The following is a 17,587-nucleotide window of genomic DNA, read 5'->3' on the forward strand; positions in this document are numbered from 1 at the left end:
CCTACTTGGCGGCGTCGACGAATTCCGTCGTGAAGGTTTTCGACAGGTCAATCTGCTTGCCCTGCAGGCTTTTGGAGAAGGTCGACAGAACTTTCAGCACCGTCTCCGGGCCATCGGCCGGCATGCGACCATCGGGCGTGAACATCGCCTTGCCGCCGGCGAGCCCCTGGATGTAGAGGTCCTTGTTGCCGGCATAGTAGTCCTTCGGCATCTTGTCGGCGATCTCCTCGGCCGAATGGCCGGCGATGAACTTCATCGTCTTGACGAAGGCATTGGCGAGCTTCTGCGCTTCATCCTTGTGGCCTTCGACCCAGGATGACTGGACGTAGAAGGATGCCGCCGGATAATCGCCGCCGAGTGCCTCCTTCGTCTTTTCGGGCGTACGCATGTCGACGAGGACCCTGGCCTCGCCGGTCGCCAGCAGCTTGGCGATGGTCGGTTCGGTGGTCATGCCGGCCTGAATCTGGTCCTGCTTGACGGCGGCGATGAAGGTGTTGCCGGCGCCGACCGGCAAAAGCGTGTAGTCACCGGGCTTCAGGCCGTTGCGGACGGCGAGATACTGGGTCAGGAAATCGGTCGAGGAGCCGAGCCCGGTGACGCCCAGCGTGGCGCCCTTGAAGTCGGCCGGCGACTTGATCTCCGGGTGCTTGGCCGAGACCAGTTCGACCTCGCCGGGCGCCTGGCTGAACTGGACGATCGACTGGATGTATTTGCCCTTCGACTGCAGGTCGACAGTGTGGTCGTAAAAGCCGACAACGCCCTGTACGGCACCGGCCAGCAATTCATTCTCGGCTTCGACGCCAGCACGCGAGTTGACCAGTTCGACGTCGAGCCCCTCATCCTTGAAGTAGCCGAGCTGCTGGGTGAGCACGGCGGGCAGGTAAATCTGCTTTTCCATGCCGCCGACGATGATGGTTATCTTGTCCGCGGCCGACGCCGCGGTCGCGCCCGTGGCGGCGATGGCTAGCGTCAGCGCAGCGGAACGCAAGATGCATTTCGAGATCAAACCGGTCACGTAAATTCCTCCACCTGGGCGGCGCGCCAACCAGACTGCGCCGCATTTCCTCCTGCCGGCCGCTCCCGCACCGGTCACGCGGCCGATGCCGCAATGCCGTCATTGCACGCCCAAGCTTTCAGCTGGCTTTCAGCCATTTTAGCAGCCGTGGAAATGGAATCAGGGGGATTTCGATCACGAAGCGCCAAGACCAAGCACGTCGCGCATGTCGTATTCGCCGGGAGTGCGGCCCGCCACCCAGAGAGCGGCGGCGATGGCGCCACGCGCGAACATGACGCGGTCGCCGGCCGCATGCGACACGGTGACGGTCTCGCCCTCGGCGCAGAAGGAGACGCTGTGCTCGCCGACGATGCCGCCGCCGCGTGCCACCGCGAAGCCGATCTCGCCCACCGGCCGCGCGCCGGTGACGCCATCGCGGACGCGCCTTGCCACCATGTCCAGTTCGACGCCGCGCCCGCCGGCAACGGCTTGCCCCAGCATCAGCGCCGTGCCCGAGGGCGCATCGATCTTGTGGCGATGATGCGCCTCGAAAATCTCGGCATCCCAGTCTTGCGGAGCGAGTGCCCCCGCCGCCTGCTCGACCAATCTGACCAGCATGTTCAGGCCGAGCGAAAAGCTGCCGGAGCGGACTATCGCGATGTTTTTGGCGGCATCGGCAATAATGGCCGCTTCGGCCGTATCGAAACCGGTCGAGCCAATCACCAAGGCTGGCCCGCCCCGATCCGCACAGACTCTCGCCAGGCCGGCGGAGGCTGCCGCAGTGGTGAAGTCCATGACCACATCGGCCGCGGCAAGCGCTTCCTCGCGGCTCACCAGCCCGTCACCGACACTGCCTGGGCGGTGAAAGCGGGCGGCAAGCGCCAGACGCGCATCGGCCCGCACCGCATCCGCCATCTGGCGCCCCATGCGGCCGAGCGCGCCAGCGATGGCAATCCTGATCGGCGGTTGCGCCATCGGCTCCTGCTATTTCCACATGCCGCGCATGCGCGCGCCGATGTCGACGCGCACCTCCGGCCGAGGTGCCCTGCCCTGCGCCGCTTGCGCGGCCGGCCACGAAAGCTGCTGGAACGCGGCAAGGATGGAGGCCGGGATGAAACGGGTGCGCGAGGCATAGAGATGACGGTCGCCACGCGCCGCCTGGCCGTGCGGAAAGAAGCGCTGCGGCATGATCAGGTTGAGGCTGTCCTTGGCTCGTGTCATCGCCACGTAGAGCAGCCGGCGCTCTTCCTCGATGTCCTCCTTGGTGCCGACGCCGAGATCGGCCGGAATGCAGCCATCGACCGTGTTCAGCACGAAGACGTTTTTCCACTCCTGGCCCTTGGCCGAGTGGATGGTGGACAGGATCAGATAGTCCTCGTCGCGATGCGGTGGCCCGGCCTGGTCGCTGGTCGCGTCCGGCGGATCGAGGGTCAGCTCGGTCAGGAAGCGTTCGCGCGAAGCATAGCCCGACCCGATTTGCTCCAGTTGCAGAAGATCCGCCCGGCGCGTGGTCGCATCCTCGTGGATGCGCTCCAGATGCGGTTCGTACCAAAGCCTGATCTGTTCGAGATCGGCTGGCCATTTGGCGCCGGCACGCAAGCCGGAATAGAGCGATACAAAAGACGGCCAGTCGTCGGCGGCGCGCTGCGGTGGACGCCAGCCGGCCAGGCCCATCGCCTCGTCCAGCGCCGACGTCATGGCCTCGACGATCTGCGCGGCGGCGGAAGGACCGATGCCTGGCAAGAGCTGCAGCACGCGAAAGCCGGCGACACGGTCGCGTGGGTTTTCGGCAAAGCGCAGCACCGCCAGCACGTCCTTGACGTGGGCGGCATCGAGGAATTTCAGGCCACCGAACTTGACGAAAGGAATGTTGCGCCGCGTCAGTTCGATCTCCAGCGGTCCGCTGTGGTGCGAGGCGCGAAACAGCACCGCCTGTGATTTCAACGCGGTGCCGGCCTCGCGCTCCGCCAGGATGGTATCGCAGACGAAGTTCGCCTGCTCGACCTCGTCGCGCACGGTCACAAGTCTTGGCTTGTCGGCGGATTTGCGTTCCGACCACAGGTTCTTGGTGAAGCGCTCGGAAGCTTCGCCGATGACCGCATTGGCAGCGGCCAGAATGGTCTCGGTCGAGCGGTAATTGCGCTCCAGCATCACCACGTCGGCGGTCTGAGCGAACTGCCTGGGGAAGTCGAGGATGTTGCGCACTTCGGCGGCTCGGAACGAATAGATCGACTGCGCGTCGTCGCCAACGACCGTCAGCCCGGCGCCGTCGGGTTTCAACGCAAGCAGGATCGACGCCTGCAGCCGATTGGTGTCCTGGTATTCGTCGACCAGCACATGATCGAAACGCCCGCCCAGATGCGTGGCGATCTCAGGCTCGGCCGTCATCTGCGCCCAGTAGAGCAGCAGATCGTCGTAATCGAGCACGTTCTGCGCCTGCTTGGCCTCGACGTAACTGGCAAACAGCTGCTTGAGCTGCTCTGCCCAGCCGGCGCACCAGGGGAAGGCAGACCCCAGCACCTCACCGAGCGGGGCCTGCGCGTTGACGGCGCGCGAATAGATGGCAAGGCAGGTGCCTTTGGTTGGAAAGCGCGCTTCCGTCCTGGAGAAACCGAGTTCGTGGCGCACGAGATTCATCAGATCGGCGGAATCCTCGCGATCATGGATTGTGAAGGCCGGATCGAGGCCGATCTCCAATGCATAATCGCGCAACAGCCGCGCACCGATGCCATGAAAAGTGCCGGCCCAGGTGAGCGCATCCGTGATCACCGCGGCGTCGCGGCCGAGCACTTCGCCGGCGATGCGCTCGACGCGTCTGGCCATTTCGGATGCCGCGCGCCGCGAAAACGTCATCAGCAGGATGCGGCGCGGGTCGGCTCCCTTGACGATCAGATGAGCGACGCGGTGCGCCAGCGTATTGGTCTTGCCGGAGCCAGCCCCGGCAATGACCAGCAGCGGGCCTGCAATCTTGCCGTCGCCATGTTCGACGGCCCGGCGCTGGGCATCATTCAGCCGGGCGAGATAGGCCGGCTGGACGGTCGAGTCCAAAAAGGTCGAATCATGGGCGGCGAGGTTCATCGCCCATCAAGCATCGTTTCCGCTTTGTTCGCAACAGAGAAGCGGCTCCGCCAATTCGGCGAGCAATACGATCAGCGTTTCGGGTCAACGCCCATCGCCGCCGATTGCCGGCGTAGCGCTTCGCGGTCGTTTGCAGGCGCCGGCAGCAAGAGCGGATCGACAGTGTCGGGGACCTCGTCGATCATCTTGCGGGCGAGACGGTAAGTGACAAAGGCCAGCGTGCCGACCAGAAGCAAACGGATCATGTGGGCGGTCCTCCTTCTCTGGATCAACTGGAGGCCGGGCCTTTTGTTCCCTCGGCGCAATCGCCGCAACCAAACCGGCGCCGCCTCGTTCTGACTTGGAGGAGGTAGCGATGAAAAAGCTAGGACTGATCCTCGCGCTCGTCGCCTTGGCGCTCACGGCCTGTGACAACAAACTGCCGCCGACAAAGGCGACTGGAGGGGACCAAGGTCTCGCAATTCCGGCCGCGAACAATGGCATTGCCAGGCAGTGAATGGTGGCCCGCACCCCGACAATTGCGGGGTCGTCATCAACGCATCGCCGCGATGCATTCCTCGAGGCGGTCGAGGCGGAACTTGGCATTGCGCAGTTCGTGGCCTGCGTCCTGGCGCAATTGTCGGGCCTGGGCCGAGGCAGCGGTCAAGTTTTGTTCGAGTTCAGCGATACGCGCGCGCACTCGCCGCGCTTCGTCCTGACGCAACGCCTTTATCCAGCTCCGCCCGCGCATCCATGGCTCCCCCAGCACCCAAAGCCTGGTCCAGTCTTGGCAGCAAAACGCTAACTTCCGCCAAGCGCCAGCATTTTAAATTTAACGAAAGCTAATTTAGCGCGCAGGGGAGAAGGCCGGCGCCGCTTGGGAGGTAATCTGATAGCGCCGGCCAGGCGGATATCAGGTCCGCCGCGTGAAGCACGCTAGCTGAGTCTTGCCGCAGCGTCATGCGAGATCAAGGATATCGGCCTTTTCCGGGCGTTTTCCCCCGGTAAAGTGCCGCGAAAAGCCCCCCGTGGGTTCAAGTCCCAAGCCGCTGTCTGGCGATGGCGACATGGAAATCGACGCCGAACAACAGCCCGTCATCGTTGAAGTCGTAGCTGGAATTGTGAAGCGGCGCCGAACCCTCGCCGTTGCCGAGGAAGACGAAGCAGCCCGGCACGTGGTCGAGGAAGCGGGCGAAATCCTGCGACGCCGTCATCGGTTCGCGGGCGACCGCGATATTGCCAGGCTCGAAAACCGTCGTAGCGGCGGCGAAGGCCGCATCGACCAGTTCGGCGTCGTTGCGCAAAGGCACGAATTCCCTGGTGTAGCTGACCTCGGCGGCAACATTGTACGCGGCAGCGATGCCTTCGGCGATGATGCGCATCTGGCGCTCGATCTCGGCGCTGACCTCGGGGCGGAAGCTGCGCGCGTCGCCAAGGACGCGGGCAAGGCCCGGCAGTGCGTTGCGGGTGCCGTCGGTGATCAGTTCGGTCACCGAAACCACGGCGATGTCGGCCGGGTTCAGCCGGCGCGAGACGATGGTCTGAAGACTGGTGACCAGCGCACAGGCGGCGACCAGCGTTTCCTGACCCGAATGCGGCCGCGCAGCGTGGCCGCCCAACCCCTTGAGCACGATCTCGAAGATATCCTCGGCCGACATGACCGCACCGGCGCGGGTTTCGAAATGCCCGACGGGCAGGCCAGGCATGTTGTGCAGGCCAAAGACCTCGTCGAAGGGAAAGCGCTGCATCAGGCCATCGTCGAGCATCGCCAACGCGCCTTTTCCCCATTCCTCCGCCGGCTGGAAGATGAAGCGCACGGTGCCGTCGAAACCGCCCTCCCCGGCCAGAAGCTTGGCCGCACCAAGCAGCATCGCCGTGTGGCCGTCATGGCCGCAGGCATGCATGAGACCGGGATTGCCGGAGCGGTGTGGCGCGGTCGATTGCTCTGATATGCGCAGCGCATCCATGTCGGCCCTGAGCGCGATGGCACGGTTGCCGCTGCCGCGCCTCAACGTGCCGACGACGCCTGTGCCGCCGACACCCTCGGCGACATCGTCCAGGCCGAATTCGCGCAGCTTGGCCGCGACGAAGGCCGCGGTGCGCTTCTCCTCGAAGCCGAATTCGGGGTGCGCGTGCAGATCGCGCCGCCACCCGGTCATCTCCAGCTTCAGCGCGTCACGGTCGATTTCAGCCATTGCCTGATATCTCCTGATCCGCAAGGCGGGCGACGACATCAAGCAGGATGTTGGCGCCGGCGACAAGCTCGGCATCGTCCGTATGTTCGCGCGGATTGTGGCTGATGCCGCCGGCGCTCGGCACGAAAATCATCGCCGCGGGCGCAAGGCGCGCCATCATCTGCGCATCATGGCCGGCGCCTGACGTCATGCGCTTCGAGACCAATCCGCGGTTGCTGGCGGCAGCCTCGATCAGTTCGACGATGCGGCTATCGAAAATCACCGGCTCGAAGCGGGCCAGCCGCTCGACCGAGACCGTGACGCCATCGGCGGCCGCGAGGTCCTCGAGAAATGCGGCAAGTGCCGCCTCCTCCGCCTGCAGGCGATGCTCGAAAGGGTCGCGCTGGTCGACGGTGAAGACGGCGCGCGAGGGAATGACATTGATGGCGTTTGGCTCGAAACGCATCGTGCCGACGGTTGCAACGGTCGGCGTGTTCGAGGCTTTGGCGCGGTCGTGCAGGAACGTGACGACACGCGCAGCCGCATGGCCGGCATCATTGCGCATCGACATCGGCGTGGTGCCGGCATGGTTGGCGATGCCATCTATGGTGATGCGCTGCCAGGAGATGCCTTGCAGGTTTTCCACGGCGCCGATCGGCACGCCTTCGCGTTCCAGCACCGGGCCCTGCTCTATATGCAGTTCGAGATAGACATGCGGTTTGAGGAAGCCGGGCTCCTCGTCGCCGGCATAGCCGATGCGGGCCAGCTCCTCCCCCAGCACGCTGCCGTCGGTGCCGACGGCGGCCAGCGCCGCCGCGATATCGACGCCGCCGGCATGGACCAGTGAGCCCATCATGTCGGGGGAATAGCGAACCCCTTCCTCGTTGGTGAAGGCGGCGACCGCGAGCGGGCGCGACGGGACATAGCCTGACCCCTTCAGCGTCTCGATGACCTCCAGGCCGGCCAGTACACCGTAGCAGCCGTCATAAATGCCGGCATCGATGACGGTGTCGATATGCGAGCCGACGAGGATTGGCGCCTGCCCGGCGTTCTCAGCTACCTGCCAGATGCCGAAGATGTTGCCCATGCGATCGATGGCGATTTCGAGCCCGGCCTCGCGCAGCCAGCCGACGAAGCGGTCGCGACCCAGCCGGTCGGCATCGGAGGCTGCCAGCCGCACCAGCCTGCCCTCGCCATCACGGCCGATGCCGCCGAGTTCGCGGATGCGGCCAAGCAGTCTTTGTCCGTCGATCGAGATCATGGCGTTGCTCCTGAAAGCATCTTGCCGGCAAGCACATCCGCCGGGTTCATGCCGACGAGTTCGGCATAGCGGCGGGGGTCGGTCGCGCCTTCGGTGTTGATGACCAGCACGCGCGAAGTGGCGTCGAGGCCAAGCTCGGCCTTGTGACCGGCCATCGCCCGGATCAGTCCGGCAAGACCGACCCCTCCGCTTTCACCGGCAACGATGGCCGGATCGTTGCCGGACGGCCTTGCCAGCCGCCGCATCACGGCCACGGCGTCGTCCTCGTCGACGGTCATGAAGGCATCGGCGACGCGTGCCAGTACGCGCCAGGCGACAGGCGAGGCCTCGTAGCATTCGAGCATCGCCATGACGGTCGCCTCGCCATGCGCGATCTGGACCGGGTGCCCGGCTTTGGCGGCGCCGAAGACGCAGGCGGCGCGCGCAGGTTCCACCACCGTGAAAACAGGCCTGGCTTCTCCGAGCACGATGGCGAGATGGCCGGCGATCGCCGCCGCGATGCCGCCGACGCCAGCCTGCACGAAGACATGCGTTGGCGGGTCGGAGAGCTGGCGCAGCGCTTCGCGCACGATCGCCGTGTAGCCCTGCATGACAAGCCCCGGAATGCGTTCGTAGCCCGGCCATGAGGTATCGGACACCACCGTCCAGCCTTTCTCGGCGGCGATACGCGCCGCCTGCCTGACCGAATCGTCGTAATTGCCGTCGACGCGGATCATCTCGGCCCTGTAGCGGGCGATGGCAGCGACGCGTTCGTCGCTGACGCCGGCATGGACGAAGATCGCCGCCTTGGCACCGACGAGCTCGGCGCCCTGGGCGACGGAGCGGCCGTGATTGCCATCGGTGGCGCAAGCAAACGTCATGGTCGCCGCGACCGACCGGACTTCGGGCCGATCGAGATCGCCGACATCGACGGAGCGGCCCAGACGCTTGCTGGCTTCTTCCAGGACGAGGCGGAAGACCGCATAGGCGCCGCCCAGCGCCTTGAAGCTGCCGAGGCCGAGCCGAAAGCCCTCATCCTTGACGTGCAAGGCACCGAGACCGAGCTCGGCCGCCAGCGCGGGCAGCGCGTGCAGCGGCGTTGCCAGGTGATTGTCACGGCGGGCAAGGAAACGCTCGACCGTGTTCGCCCCGGCGACGCCGAGGGTTTCGGCATCGGCCGCGCCCAGTGGCTGGCGATGCAGGGCATTGCTATTGGGCAGGTACATTGGCGGTCTCCTCGGCGTCGTCCGAGAGACGATATTGCGGGACATGCGCAAAAGGCGCTGTAATTCGGCTCTCAAAATGCAAGTTTGTTTCGTCAGGATACGCCAATGCCGCAGTCGCCGGTCTCCCTCGACAGCTTCGATCTCGCCATCCTTGCCATCCTGCAGCGGGACAATACGACGCCGCAACGGCTGATCGGCGAGGCGGTGAACCTGTCGGCGCCGGCCGTGCAGCGCCGCATCAAGCGCATGGAACAGACCGGTGTCATTGCCGGCAACGTCGCCGTGGTGGAGCCGGCTGCCGTCGGCCAGCCCATCACCATCTTCGTCGAGGTCGAATTGGAGAGCGAACGCACCGAACTGATCGATGCGGCCAAGCGGCAATTCTCGGCAGAGCCGCACGTGCAGCAATGCTATTATGTCACCGGCGAAGCCGACTTCATCCTCGTCATCACCGTGGCCGACATGGGCGCCTATGAGGCGCTGACGCGAAAACTGTTCTTCGGCAGCAACAATGTGCGGAAGTTCCGCACCTTCGTCGCCATGGACCGCGTCAAGGTCGGGTTGACGGTGCCCTTGCCTGGATGAGCCCGTGGCACCCTTGCCACGTTTCTGACATTCTCAGGATCGCGAATTGGCGGTGGAGGCGCGCATGGACGAAACCACGAAGGTCGCGATCATCGGTGCCGGGCCAGCGGGCCTGGCGGTTGCCGCGTGCCTGCGGCAAGCCGGAGTGGATTTTGTCATGCTCGAAAAGGAGCAGCAGGCCGCGCCGGCCTGGCGGCGTCACTATGATCGCGTGCATCTGCATACGACCAAACGCTACTCTTCGCTGCCCTTCGTCCCCTTCCCCAAGGATTATCCGCGCTATGTGCCGCGCCATCTCGTGGTCGCGTATCTCGACGCCTATGCGAAGCGTTTCGACCTCGAGCCCCGCTTCGGCGAAACCGTGCGAGCGATCACCCGGGAGGGCCGCGGCTGGCGGGTGGAATCGACGTCCGGCGCCTTACGCGCCTGGCACGTGGTGATCGCGTCCGGCTACAATGCCGAGCCCTTGCTGCCCAAATTTGCCGGCATCGACGCCTTCAAGGGCAAGATGCTGCACAGCGCCGACTACCGCAACTCTAGGCCTTTTGCCGGCCAGTCGGTGCTGGTCGTCGGCATGGGCAACACCGGTGCCGAGATTGCGCTCGATCTGGCGGAAGGCGGTGCCCGGCCGACGATCTCGGTGCGCGACGGCGTTCACATCGTGCCGCGCGAACTGTTCGGCGTGCCGATCCAAATGGTCGGCATGGCGACGCGGCTCGGGCCGCGGCGCATCAATGACGCCCTGTTCCCCCTCATTCTCGACCTTGTGCTGGGCAGGCTGGAGAAATTTGGGCTCAGACGGCCGAAGCAGGGATTGCTGCAACAGATCGCCCTTGCGTCGCGCATTCCGGTGATCGATGTCGGCACGATCGGCAAGATCCGCGAAGGCGCGATCAAGGTGGCGCCCGACATCGCCGAAATCTCGGAACGCGGTGCCCGTTTTGTCGATGGCGGCCACGGCGAATTCGACGCCATCCTCTTCGCCACCGGCTACCGGCCGGGCTATGCCAAATTCCTGGACCCCGGCATCCAGCCGGATCGCAGCGGCGTTACCGCGCAAGCTTCGGACCTCGGCCTCTACCTTGTTGGTTTCCACAACGCCGTCACCGGCTTGCTGCGCGAAATCGGGATCGAGGCCCAGTCGATCGCCGACGACATCCGGCACCGGCTGAACAGGAAAAAGGTGGCCGAATTCCTGCCAGTGTGACTTTCCGCGCCTCGGCTGCGCTTGTTGTCTCTCAATCAGCGGCCGGTGCTGTCTTCAGCATCATGCCGGCGATCTCCTTCACCAGCTTGGCGGCGACAAGCCCCGTCATGTTGGAGAGATCCTGGTTGGGGCCGTGGCGGCCCTAACCGGAGCAGGATTTACGGTCGAATGAGAAAAACGCCTGCCAGGACCGGAAGAGCCGGAATATTGGGTGAGCTGGCGCAAAGCCGACTAAAGGGCGTTGCAAAGCTCAGGTGCAAAATCGTAGCCTTAAATTGGAAATTTATGCGGGACCTCGTATCTGGTAAATAAGACCAAGCGGAGCTTCATGGAACCTTTCAAACATAGCAGCTTCCTAAGACTTTTGGCCTTCCCAAGAATGGTCGGAGATTTCAAATATGAGACATCAGAAAAAGATCTATTTTTTAGACTTTCTGATGCGAAGGAAAATCACGGTAGCTTGATAAGCAGAGCGCTTTTAGACAACGTCAATAAGAAATTCTGGATTGAAGCGGGAGTATACAGAAACATTACAACCTTTAAGGCAAAATTTATTGAAAGTGAAGGTGGTAAATTTATACATGGATCATTTGTTAATAGCGGGACATGGATATCGTATCCAGCTTTAATTTTGGCTTTTTTTGGATGGATATGTCTCCTAATAGCCAATAAAAATGCACCCGATATGGTTTTCTACCTCGTTTTTTTCGCAGTTTTTCATCTAGGCATTTCTATTTCATTCAACAATCATATAAAAAATATTTCAAAATTTCTTGCAAATGAACTTGACGTACACCCCATCTCAAAGCTAAATTATTTCTAATCACTAGTTATTTTCGCGATACATAGTCTCCGCTAAAATCTCAACAATATTATCTTCGCAGCCATGTGCGGCGCGCGGCCAATATTTTTGCTTTTGTTGCTGCGTCACCAGATGCACGACCAGGAAATCCTTGACCGGCTATGCCGCCAGCTCCCTTGCCTTGCGCAACCACACCTTGTTGTCGTGGAAGGCCGCGCCGCCATAGGGCGCGGGGGCATCGGCGCCGGTCAGCACGTTGATGCCCTCGCCGCGCTCATGCGCGCTGTTCGGCCAGATGCCTTCGGCGATCACGACGCCACGTTTGATGCCGTCGAACAATCTGGCGTGCAGCACCACCTCGCCGCGCATGTTGCCGATCTCGACACGGTCGCCGTCGGCAAGTTCGAGAGCCGCCGCATCGTCGGGATGCAGCAGGAGTTCGGGGCGGCCTTCCTTCGCCCTTGAAACCGGTGTCTCGGAAAAGGTCGAGTTGAGGAAGTTGCGCGCCGGCGAGGTCGTCAGGCGGAACGGATGCGCTTCGTCGGCCACCTCGATCAGGTCGACATGATCGGGAAATTCCGGCAATCGCGCCACCGGGCCGAACAGGCCCATGCTCTTCGGCGGCCGGTTGGGAGCCGCCTGCCCTGTCCAGTCGGCGCGGAAGCGGAATTTGCCGTCCGCATGGCCAAAGCCCCGGATGAAATGCGCGGTCTCGAAATCCGGCTGCAGGTCGACCCACTTCTCTTCCTTCAAGGAATCGAAGCTGCCCAGCCCGCGCTTGCCGAGGATGATGTCGATATGCTGCTGCTCGGTGAGGCCGAAGCCCGGCCGATCGGCGACGCCGAGGCGCTCGGCCAGTTGCTCGATGACGAAATGGTTGGTGCGCGGCCCTTCCGGCGGCTCGATCAGCTTGGGGCCGAGCGTGATGTGCTGGTTGCCGCCGCCCTTGTAGATGTCGTCATGCTCGACGAACATCGTCGCCGGCAGCACGACATCGGCAAGCTTGGCCGTGTCGGTCATGAACTGCTCGTGCACGCAGGTGAACAAATCGTCGCGCAGGAAACCTTGCTTCACCAGCCGCTGCTCGGGCGCGACATTCACCGGATTGGTGTTCTGGATGAGCATGGCCGTCACCGGCGGTCCGCCGTAGAGCGCGTCGCTGGCGCCGGTCAGCACCGGGCCGATGCGCGAGTGATCGAGATAGCGGATCGAGGGATCGCGCATTCTTGAGCCTTCCAGCACATCCTGATTGAGCTTGAAGATGCCGGAATTGGAATGGAAGGCGCCGCCGCCCTCATACTGCCAGGTGCCGGTGACCGCGGCGATGCATGACGCCGCATGCATGTTGACGGCGCCGTTGCGCTGGCGCGCAAAGCCGTAGCCGAGCCGGAAATAAGTCTTTTTCGTCGTGCCGACGAGCCGGGCGAAGGCCTCGATCTCGGCGACCGTCAAACCGGTGATATCAGCCGCCCACTCCGGCGTGCGGGTGCGCAGATGCGCTTCAAGGCCCTGGGGATCGTCGGTGTATCTTTCGAGATAGGCGCGGTCGGCCAGGCCTTCCCTGAACAGGACATGCATGACAGCACAAGCCAGCGCGCCGTCGGTGCCGGGCTTCAGCACCAGGCCCATATCGGCCTGTTTCATCGTGGCGTTTTCATAGACGTCGATGACGACGATTTTCGCGCCGCGTTCCTTGCGCGCCTTGATGGCGTGGGTCATGACATTGACCTGCGTGACCACCGCATTGGTGCCCCAGATCACGACGCAATCGGATTTGGCCATTTCTCGCGGATCGGGACCGCGCAAGGCGCCCGCCCCCATCATCCAGCCGGTCCAGGCGAGATTGGTGCAGATCGAGCCGAAGAAGCCCGAGTACTTCTTCACATGCCGCAGCCGGTCGATGCCGTCGCGCTGCACCAGCCCCATCGTGCCTGCGTAATAGTAAGGCCAGACCGTCTCCGATCCGTACTTCTCCTCGGCCGCGATGAAATTCTCGGCAACGAGGTCGAGTGCGGCTTCCCAGCTTGCCTCCTGCCAGACGCCCCCGCCCTTGGCGCCCTTGCGCACCAGCGGCTTCAGCAAACGGTCGGGATGATGGACGCGGTCGGCATAGCGGGCGACCTTGGCGCAGACGACCCCGGCCGTATAGGTATTGGACTTGGCGCCATGGACGCGGCCGATGCGGTTGCCGTCAAGCAGTTCGACCTCAAGCGCGCAGGTCGACGGGCAATCATGCGGACAGGCCGAATGGCCGATACGAAGCTTGGCGTGCTGGTTCATGCCATTTGTCTAGCGGGTTTTGACGGTGGCGTGTAGGGCCAGATGATTAGCCAATCTCCCCCCTTGTGGGGGAGATGTCCGGCAGGACAGAGGGGGGCGCGAAGGATCGCGGCCTATCGAGCCCCATCAATATGCCACCGAAGTTGGCGATGGTGATTGCAAAGAGACCGGCAGGTTGGCGGGACAGCGCCCCCCTCTGCCCTGCCGGGCATCTCCCCCACGAGGGGGGAGATTAGCTCTACTCCGCCGTCCCTTCCTCATATTCCGCCGACATGGTCAGCCATTTTTCCTCATGGCCGGCAAGCGTCTGGGCAAGCTGCGAGCGTTCCTTGGCGAGCCTGGTCGCAGTCGACGGATCCTTCTCGTAGACCGACGGATTGGACAGTTCGTCCTCGATGCCGTCGATGCGCTTGCGGATACGGTCCATCAGCGCCTCGGTGGCGCGGATTTCCTTGGCCAACGGCTCGAAGGCGGCGCGGCGCGCTGCGGCGTCGCGGCGGCGGTCGGCTTTTGATGCCTTGTCGGCCTCGCGCTTGCCGCGGCGGTCGCCGGAGACGCCGGTCACCAGCGTCTTGTAGTCCTCGAGGTCGCCGTCATAGGGATTGACCGCACCATCCTTGACCAGCCACAGCCGGTCGGCCGTCGCCTCCAGCAGATGGCGGTCGTGCGAGATCAGAATGACGGCGCCGGGAAATTCATTCAGCGCATGGATCAGCGATTCGCGGCTGTCGATGTCGAGGTGGTTGGTCGGCTCGTCGAGGATGAACAGGTTCGGACCCTCGAAGGCCGACAGGCCCATCAGAAGGCGCGCCTTCTCGCCACCGGACAGATCCTTGGCGGGCGTGTTCATCTTCTCGGTCGTGAGACCGAACTGGGCGACGCGGCCGCGCACCTTGGATTCCGGCGCCTCCGGCATCAGCCGGCGGACATGCTCATAGGCATTCTCCTCGGGGCGCAGATCGTCGAGCTGGTGCTGGGCGAAGATCGCCACCTTCAGCCCGGGCGCCACCGTCATGGTGCCGGTTTCCTGCTTCAGGCGACCCGACAGCAATTTGGCGAAGGTCGACTTGCCGTTGCCGTTGGCGCCGAGCAGCGCGATGCGGTCGTCGGCGTCGATGCGCAGCGTCATCTTCTTCAGGATCGGCTGGCCCTCGGTATAACCGACATTGACGTTGTTCAGCGCAACGATCGGCGAGGCCACCGTCTTCACAGGTTCGGGGAAAGAGAACGGCCGCACCGTGTCGTTGACGATGGCCGAGATCGGCTTCATCTTTTCCAACGCCTTGATGCGCGACTGCGCCTGTCTTGCCTTGGAGGCCTTTGCGCGAAACCGCTCGACGAAGGATTCCATATGCTTGCGGGCGGCTTCCTGCTTGACCCGGCCCTTTTCCTGCAACTCCTTCTGCTCGGTGTACTGGCGCTCGAACTGGTCGTAACCGCCGCGCCAGAAGGTCAGCTTCTTCTGGTCGAGATGAACGATCGAGTTGACGGCGCGGTTGAGCAGATCGCGATCGTGCGAAATCAGGAGCACGGTGTGCGGATACTTTGAGACGTAGTTTTCCAGCCACAGCGTGCCTTCGAGGTCGAGATAATTGGTCGGCTCGTCGAGCAGCAGGAGATCCGGCTCGGAAAACAGTACGGCGGCCAACGCCACGCGCATACGCCAGCCGCCGGAGAAGGACGAGGCCGGACGCCGCTGCGCGGCGTCGTCGAAGCCGAGGCCGGCGAGGATGGTGGCCGCGCGCGACTCGGCCGAATGAGCATCGATGTCGGCCAGCCGCATGTGGATGTCGGCGATGCGGTGCGGATCGGTCGCCGTCTTCTCTTCTTCGAGCAGCGCCGTGCGCTCGAGATCGGCCTTGAGCACGATCTCGATCAGCGGGTCCTCGGTTCCAGGCGCTTCCTGCGCCACCTGGCCGATGCGCGTATTCTTCGGCAGGCTGATCGAGCCTGTCTCGGAGGGAAAATCGCCTGTTATGGCCTTGAACAGCGTCGTCTTGCCGGTGCCGTTGCGGCCGACGAGACCGGCCTTGGTGCCGGCCGGCAAGGTGAGCGAGGCGTGGTCGAGAAGCAAGCGCCCCGCCATGCGGAGTGAAAGGTCATTGATGATAAGCATGGCCGCGCTTTTGCACTGGACATCAACGCTTCGCAAGACCTTGCGGGCCAGTTGGCCGCACAAGGCCTGGAAACGGCGCGCACAATGCGCCGCCAGAGCAGGCGATCAGTGACCTGCGATACCGGCCAGAAAGGCCTCAGGCAGTGGCCTTGCCACGCTTTGTCGCCTTGGCCACGACCGCCGGCGCAGCGACCGGCTTGCGGCCAAGTCCCGTCGATTTCGCCAGCGCCGACCGGGTCGCCGAGTAATTCGGCGCGACCATCGGATAGTCCGGCGGCAAGCCCCATTTGGCCCGATAGTCATCCGGGCTCAAACCGTAGTCCGTCCTGAGGTGTCGCTTGAGCGACTTGAACTTCTTTCCGTCCTCCAGGCAGATGATGTAGTCGGGAAACACCGACTTTTTCGGATTTACGGCCGGAACAAGGCTCGGGCTTTCCACGACGGCCGCACCAGCCAGCTTTCGGACCGAGGCGCTGACGCTGGCAATCAGGTCAGGCAGGCCGGAAGCCGGAAGCGGATTGTTGCCTACATAGGCCGAGACAATATCGGCGGTCAGCTCGATAACGGTCTTATCCTCGATATTTGACAATTCTTTCACCCTATCTGCGACAAAGTCATCTACCCCAGTAAAGACTTTTGTCGATGTATCTCTTTAACCGCGCCCCCCAACGGGCCGCCAAATCCCAAAACGAATCAAGACTTGGCATCAACTACTTTTATGAGAAATCGACGTCGTGCAAATTAGAAAATCTAATACTTGGAGGTGGCAGACTTGGTTGGGCGGCTGTCGGCCAATATCTCAAGAATACGCTTCCAGCGGGCACAACGCCCGAAATCCTTCTGTTCAATCGCCTTTTCGGCCTTCATTGCGGCGTAAAGCGGTGCCTCGGCGCCAAATTCCTTGATCAGCCAATGCGCTTCCTGCCTGGCGAGACGTTCATTGTCATCAAACATAGTCTTGCGCCTCCGAACGCTCCAGACCGACCGCGACACAACTGCCGATCACGAGAATGGCTCCGGCAATGGCGGTGGTCGTCAGCCGTTCGCCGGACAACGTCAACAGCAGCGTCGAAGCAATCGGCGTGAGATAGGCGACGACAGCCACCTTGCCGCTGCCTCCGAGCTTCAAGGCGCGTGACCAGAAGTAATAACCCAGCCCCATCGGGCCAGCGCCGAGATAAAGCCCGAGGACCAGATCCACTCCGGTGGGCCAGGCGACGCCTTCGCGAGCGGACCATATAAGCGTCAAGGCGACGCCGACCAGCGACGAGGGCAGCAACAGGCGGTCCGGCGACGTGGCGAGCCGCCCCACCATCACCGAATAGAAAGCCATGCACAGCGCGGACCCGAATGCGGCCGAATAGCCGGCGAGATCACCCTGGAACCAGGTGCGGTCACGCCCTCCCGAAATCACCAGCGCGACGCCGACGAAGCCAAGGGCCGCGGCAATGCCCAGCAAGGCCGGACGCCGGGGATTGTCGAAAGCGATCACTGCCGCGGCAACCATCAAGGGCCAGGTGTAGGCCACGAGATTGGCTTCGATCACCGGCATCGAGGCAAAGGCGATATATTGCAGCACCATGGTGCCGACCAGACCGATAAAGCCGATCGCGAGCGGCACCAGCGCGGTGCTTGCCGTGGTCGTCGCGGCTTTCTCGCGGCTCATCGACCGGATGACCGCGAAGACCAGGGCGGCCCCTACAAATTGCAGGAACTGCACCTGCGACACCGGGTGACTGGCCAGCAGGGACTTGCCGACCAGCGCATTTGTCGACCACAACGCCACCGCCCCGGCAGCGAAGACCAGCGCGGATATCGAGCCCGATCCATGCAGAAGGAATCGGCATAGGCCCCTATCTCTGCGTTCGACCATGATCCCGTCCGAAAACCGGTCTCCACTTTTCGG

Annotated in this window: 16 protein-coding genes; 3 read left to right on the plus strand and 13 right to left on the minus strand. The window is 63.2% G+C overall.

Translation table 11 applies throughout. From position 1 onward, the window contains the following. Position 1: 1 nt before the first annotated feature. The 8 genes from EN851_RS09120 to EN851_RS09150 all read right to left on the minus strand — a co-directional run bounded on the left by EN851_RS09120 (position 2) and on the right by EN851_RS09150 (position 8,691). On the minus strand, positions 2–1,015 hold the full coding sequence (locus tag EN851_RS09120; protein WP_135915358.1) for an ABC transporter substrate-binding protein: 1,014 nt from the start codon (positions 1,013–1,015) through the stop codon (positions 2–4). A gap of 174 nt (positions 1,016–1,189) precedes the next feature. Continuing rightward, positions 1,190–1,969 carry a 4-hydroxy-tetrahydrodipicolinate reductase gene (gene dapB, locus EN851_RS09125; protein ID WP_135929018.1) on the minus strand — a complete coding sequence of 260 codons (780 nt, stop codon included), beginning with the start codon at positions 1,967–1,969 and terminating at the stop codon, positions 1,190–1,192. Between the two features lie 9 nt (positions 1,970–1,978). After that, positions 1,979–4,072: an ATP-dependent helicase gene (locus EN851_RS09130; RefSeq protein ID WP_135929019.1), complete on the minus strand. Its 2,094-nt coding sequence runs from the start codon at positions 4,070–4,072 to the stop codon at positions 1,979–1,981. A 71-nt stretch (positions 4,073–4,143) separates the two neighbouring features. Beyond that, complete coding sequence (locus tag EN851_RS36250; protein WP_167531203.1) at positions 4,144–4,317, minus strand: hypothetical protein; 174 nt, start codon at positions 4,315–4,317, stop codon at positions 4,144–4,146. 287 nt (positions 4,318–4,604) lie between these two features. Further along, on the minus strand, positions 4,605–4,802 hold the full coding sequence (locus EN851_RS09135) for a hypothetical protein (protein WP_135929020.1): 198 nt from the start codon (positions 4,800–4,802) through the stop codon (positions 4,605–4,607). A gap of 283 nt (positions 4,803–5,085) precedes the next feature. Continuing rightward, on the minus strand, positions 5,086–6,246 hold the full coding sequence (locus EN851_RS09140; protein WP_135929021.1) for a M20 aminoacylase family protein: 1,161 nt from the start codon (positions 6,244–6,246) through the stop codon (positions 5,086–5,088). Continuing rightward, positions 6,239–7,486, minus strand: coding sequence for a Zn-dependent hydrolase (locus EN851_RS09145; RefSeq protein ID WP_135929022.1), 1,248 nt, complete (start codon positions 7,484–7,486; stop codon positions 6,239–6,241). The genes EN851_RS09140 and EN851_RS09145 overlap by 8 nt, the downstream gene beginning before the upstream one ends. After that, positions 7,483–8,691: a diaminopropionate ammonia-lyase gene (locus EN851_RS09150; RefSeq protein WP_135929023.1), complete on the minus strand. Its 1,209-nt coding sequence runs from the start codon at positions 8,689–8,691 to the stop codon at positions 7,483–7,485. Before EN851_RS09150 ends, EN851_RS09145 begins: the two co-directional genes overlap by 4 nt. A 105-nt stretch (positions 8,692–8,796) precedes the next feature. Between EN851_RS09150 and EN851_RS09155 the strand changes: the two genes are divergently transcribed. The 3 genes from EN851_RS09155 to EN851_RS09165 all read left to right on the plus strand — a co-directional run bounded on the left by EN851_RS09155 (position 8,797) and on the right by EN851_RS09165 (position 11,306). Next, positions 8,797–9,276, plus strand: coding sequence for an Lrp/AsnC family transcriptional regulator (locus EN851_RS09155; protein WP_127280719.1), 480 nt, complete (start codon positions 8,797–8,799; stop codon positions 9,274–9,276). Positions 9,277–9,340: 64 nt separating this feature from the next. Continuing rightward, on the plus strand, positions 9,341–10,483 hold the full coding sequence (locus EN851_RS09160; protein ID WP_135929024.1) for an NAD(P)/FAD-dependent oxidoreductase: 1,143 nt from the start codon (positions 9,341–9,343) through the stop codon (positions 10,481–10,483). A 328-nt stretch (positions 10,484–10,811) separates the two neighbouring features. After that, positions 10,812–11,306 (plus strand): hypothetical protein, encoded by a 495-nt coding sequence (locus tag EN851_RS09165; protein WP_135929025.1) that lies wholly within the window; start codon positions 10,812–10,814, stop codon positions 11,304–11,306. A gap of 138 nt (positions 11,307–11,444) precedes the next feature. Here the strand turns inward: EN851_RS09165 and EN851_RS09170 are convergent, their stop codons facing one another. The 5 genes from EN851_RS09170 to EN851_RS09190 form a co-directional block, all read right to left on the minus strand. Beyond that, the gene (locus EN851_RS09170; protein ID WP_135929026.1) at positions 11,445–13,565 is read right to left on the minus strand and encodes a molybdopterin oxidoreductase family protein; all 2,121 of its coding nucleotides are present in this window, start codon (positions 13,563–13,565) and stop codon (positions 11,445–11,447) included. 238 nt (positions 13,566–13,803) lie between these two features. Next, a complete protein-coding gene (locus EN851_RS09175) occupies positions 13,804–15,681 on the minus strand; it encodes an ABC-F family ATP-binding cassette domain-containing protein (RefSeq protein WP_135919679.1) in 1,878 nt (625 codons plus the stop codon). A gap of 136 nt (positions 15,682–15,817) precedes the next feature. After that, complete coding sequence (locus EN851_RS09180) at positions 15,818–16,270, minus strand: MucR family transcriptional regulator (RefSeq protein ID WP_127871458.1); 453 nt, start codon at positions 16,268–16,270, stop codon at positions 15,818–15,820. Positions 16,271–16,431: 161 nt separating this feature from the next. Beyond that, on the minus strand, positions 16,432–16,635 hold the full coding sequence (locus EN851_RS09185) for a hypothetical protein (RefSeq protein WP_127871457.1): 204 nt from the start codon (positions 16,633–16,635) through the stop codon (positions 16,432–16,434). Continuing rightward, on the minus strand, positions 16,628–17,554 hold the full coding sequence (locus EN851_RS09190) for a DMT family transporter (protein WP_135929027.1): 927 nt from the start codon (positions 17,552–17,554) through the stop codon (positions 16,628–16,630). Before EN851_RS09190 ends, EN851_RS09185 begins: the two co-directional genes overlap by 8 nt. Positions 17,555–17,587: the final 33 nt, after the last annotated feature.

Origin of the sequence: Mesorhizobium sp. M8A.F.Ca.ET.208.01.1.1 (assembly GCF_004791315.1) — a bacterium.
GTDB lineage: Bacteria > Pseudomonadota > Alphaproteobacteria > Rhizobiales > Rhizobiaceae > Mesorhizobium.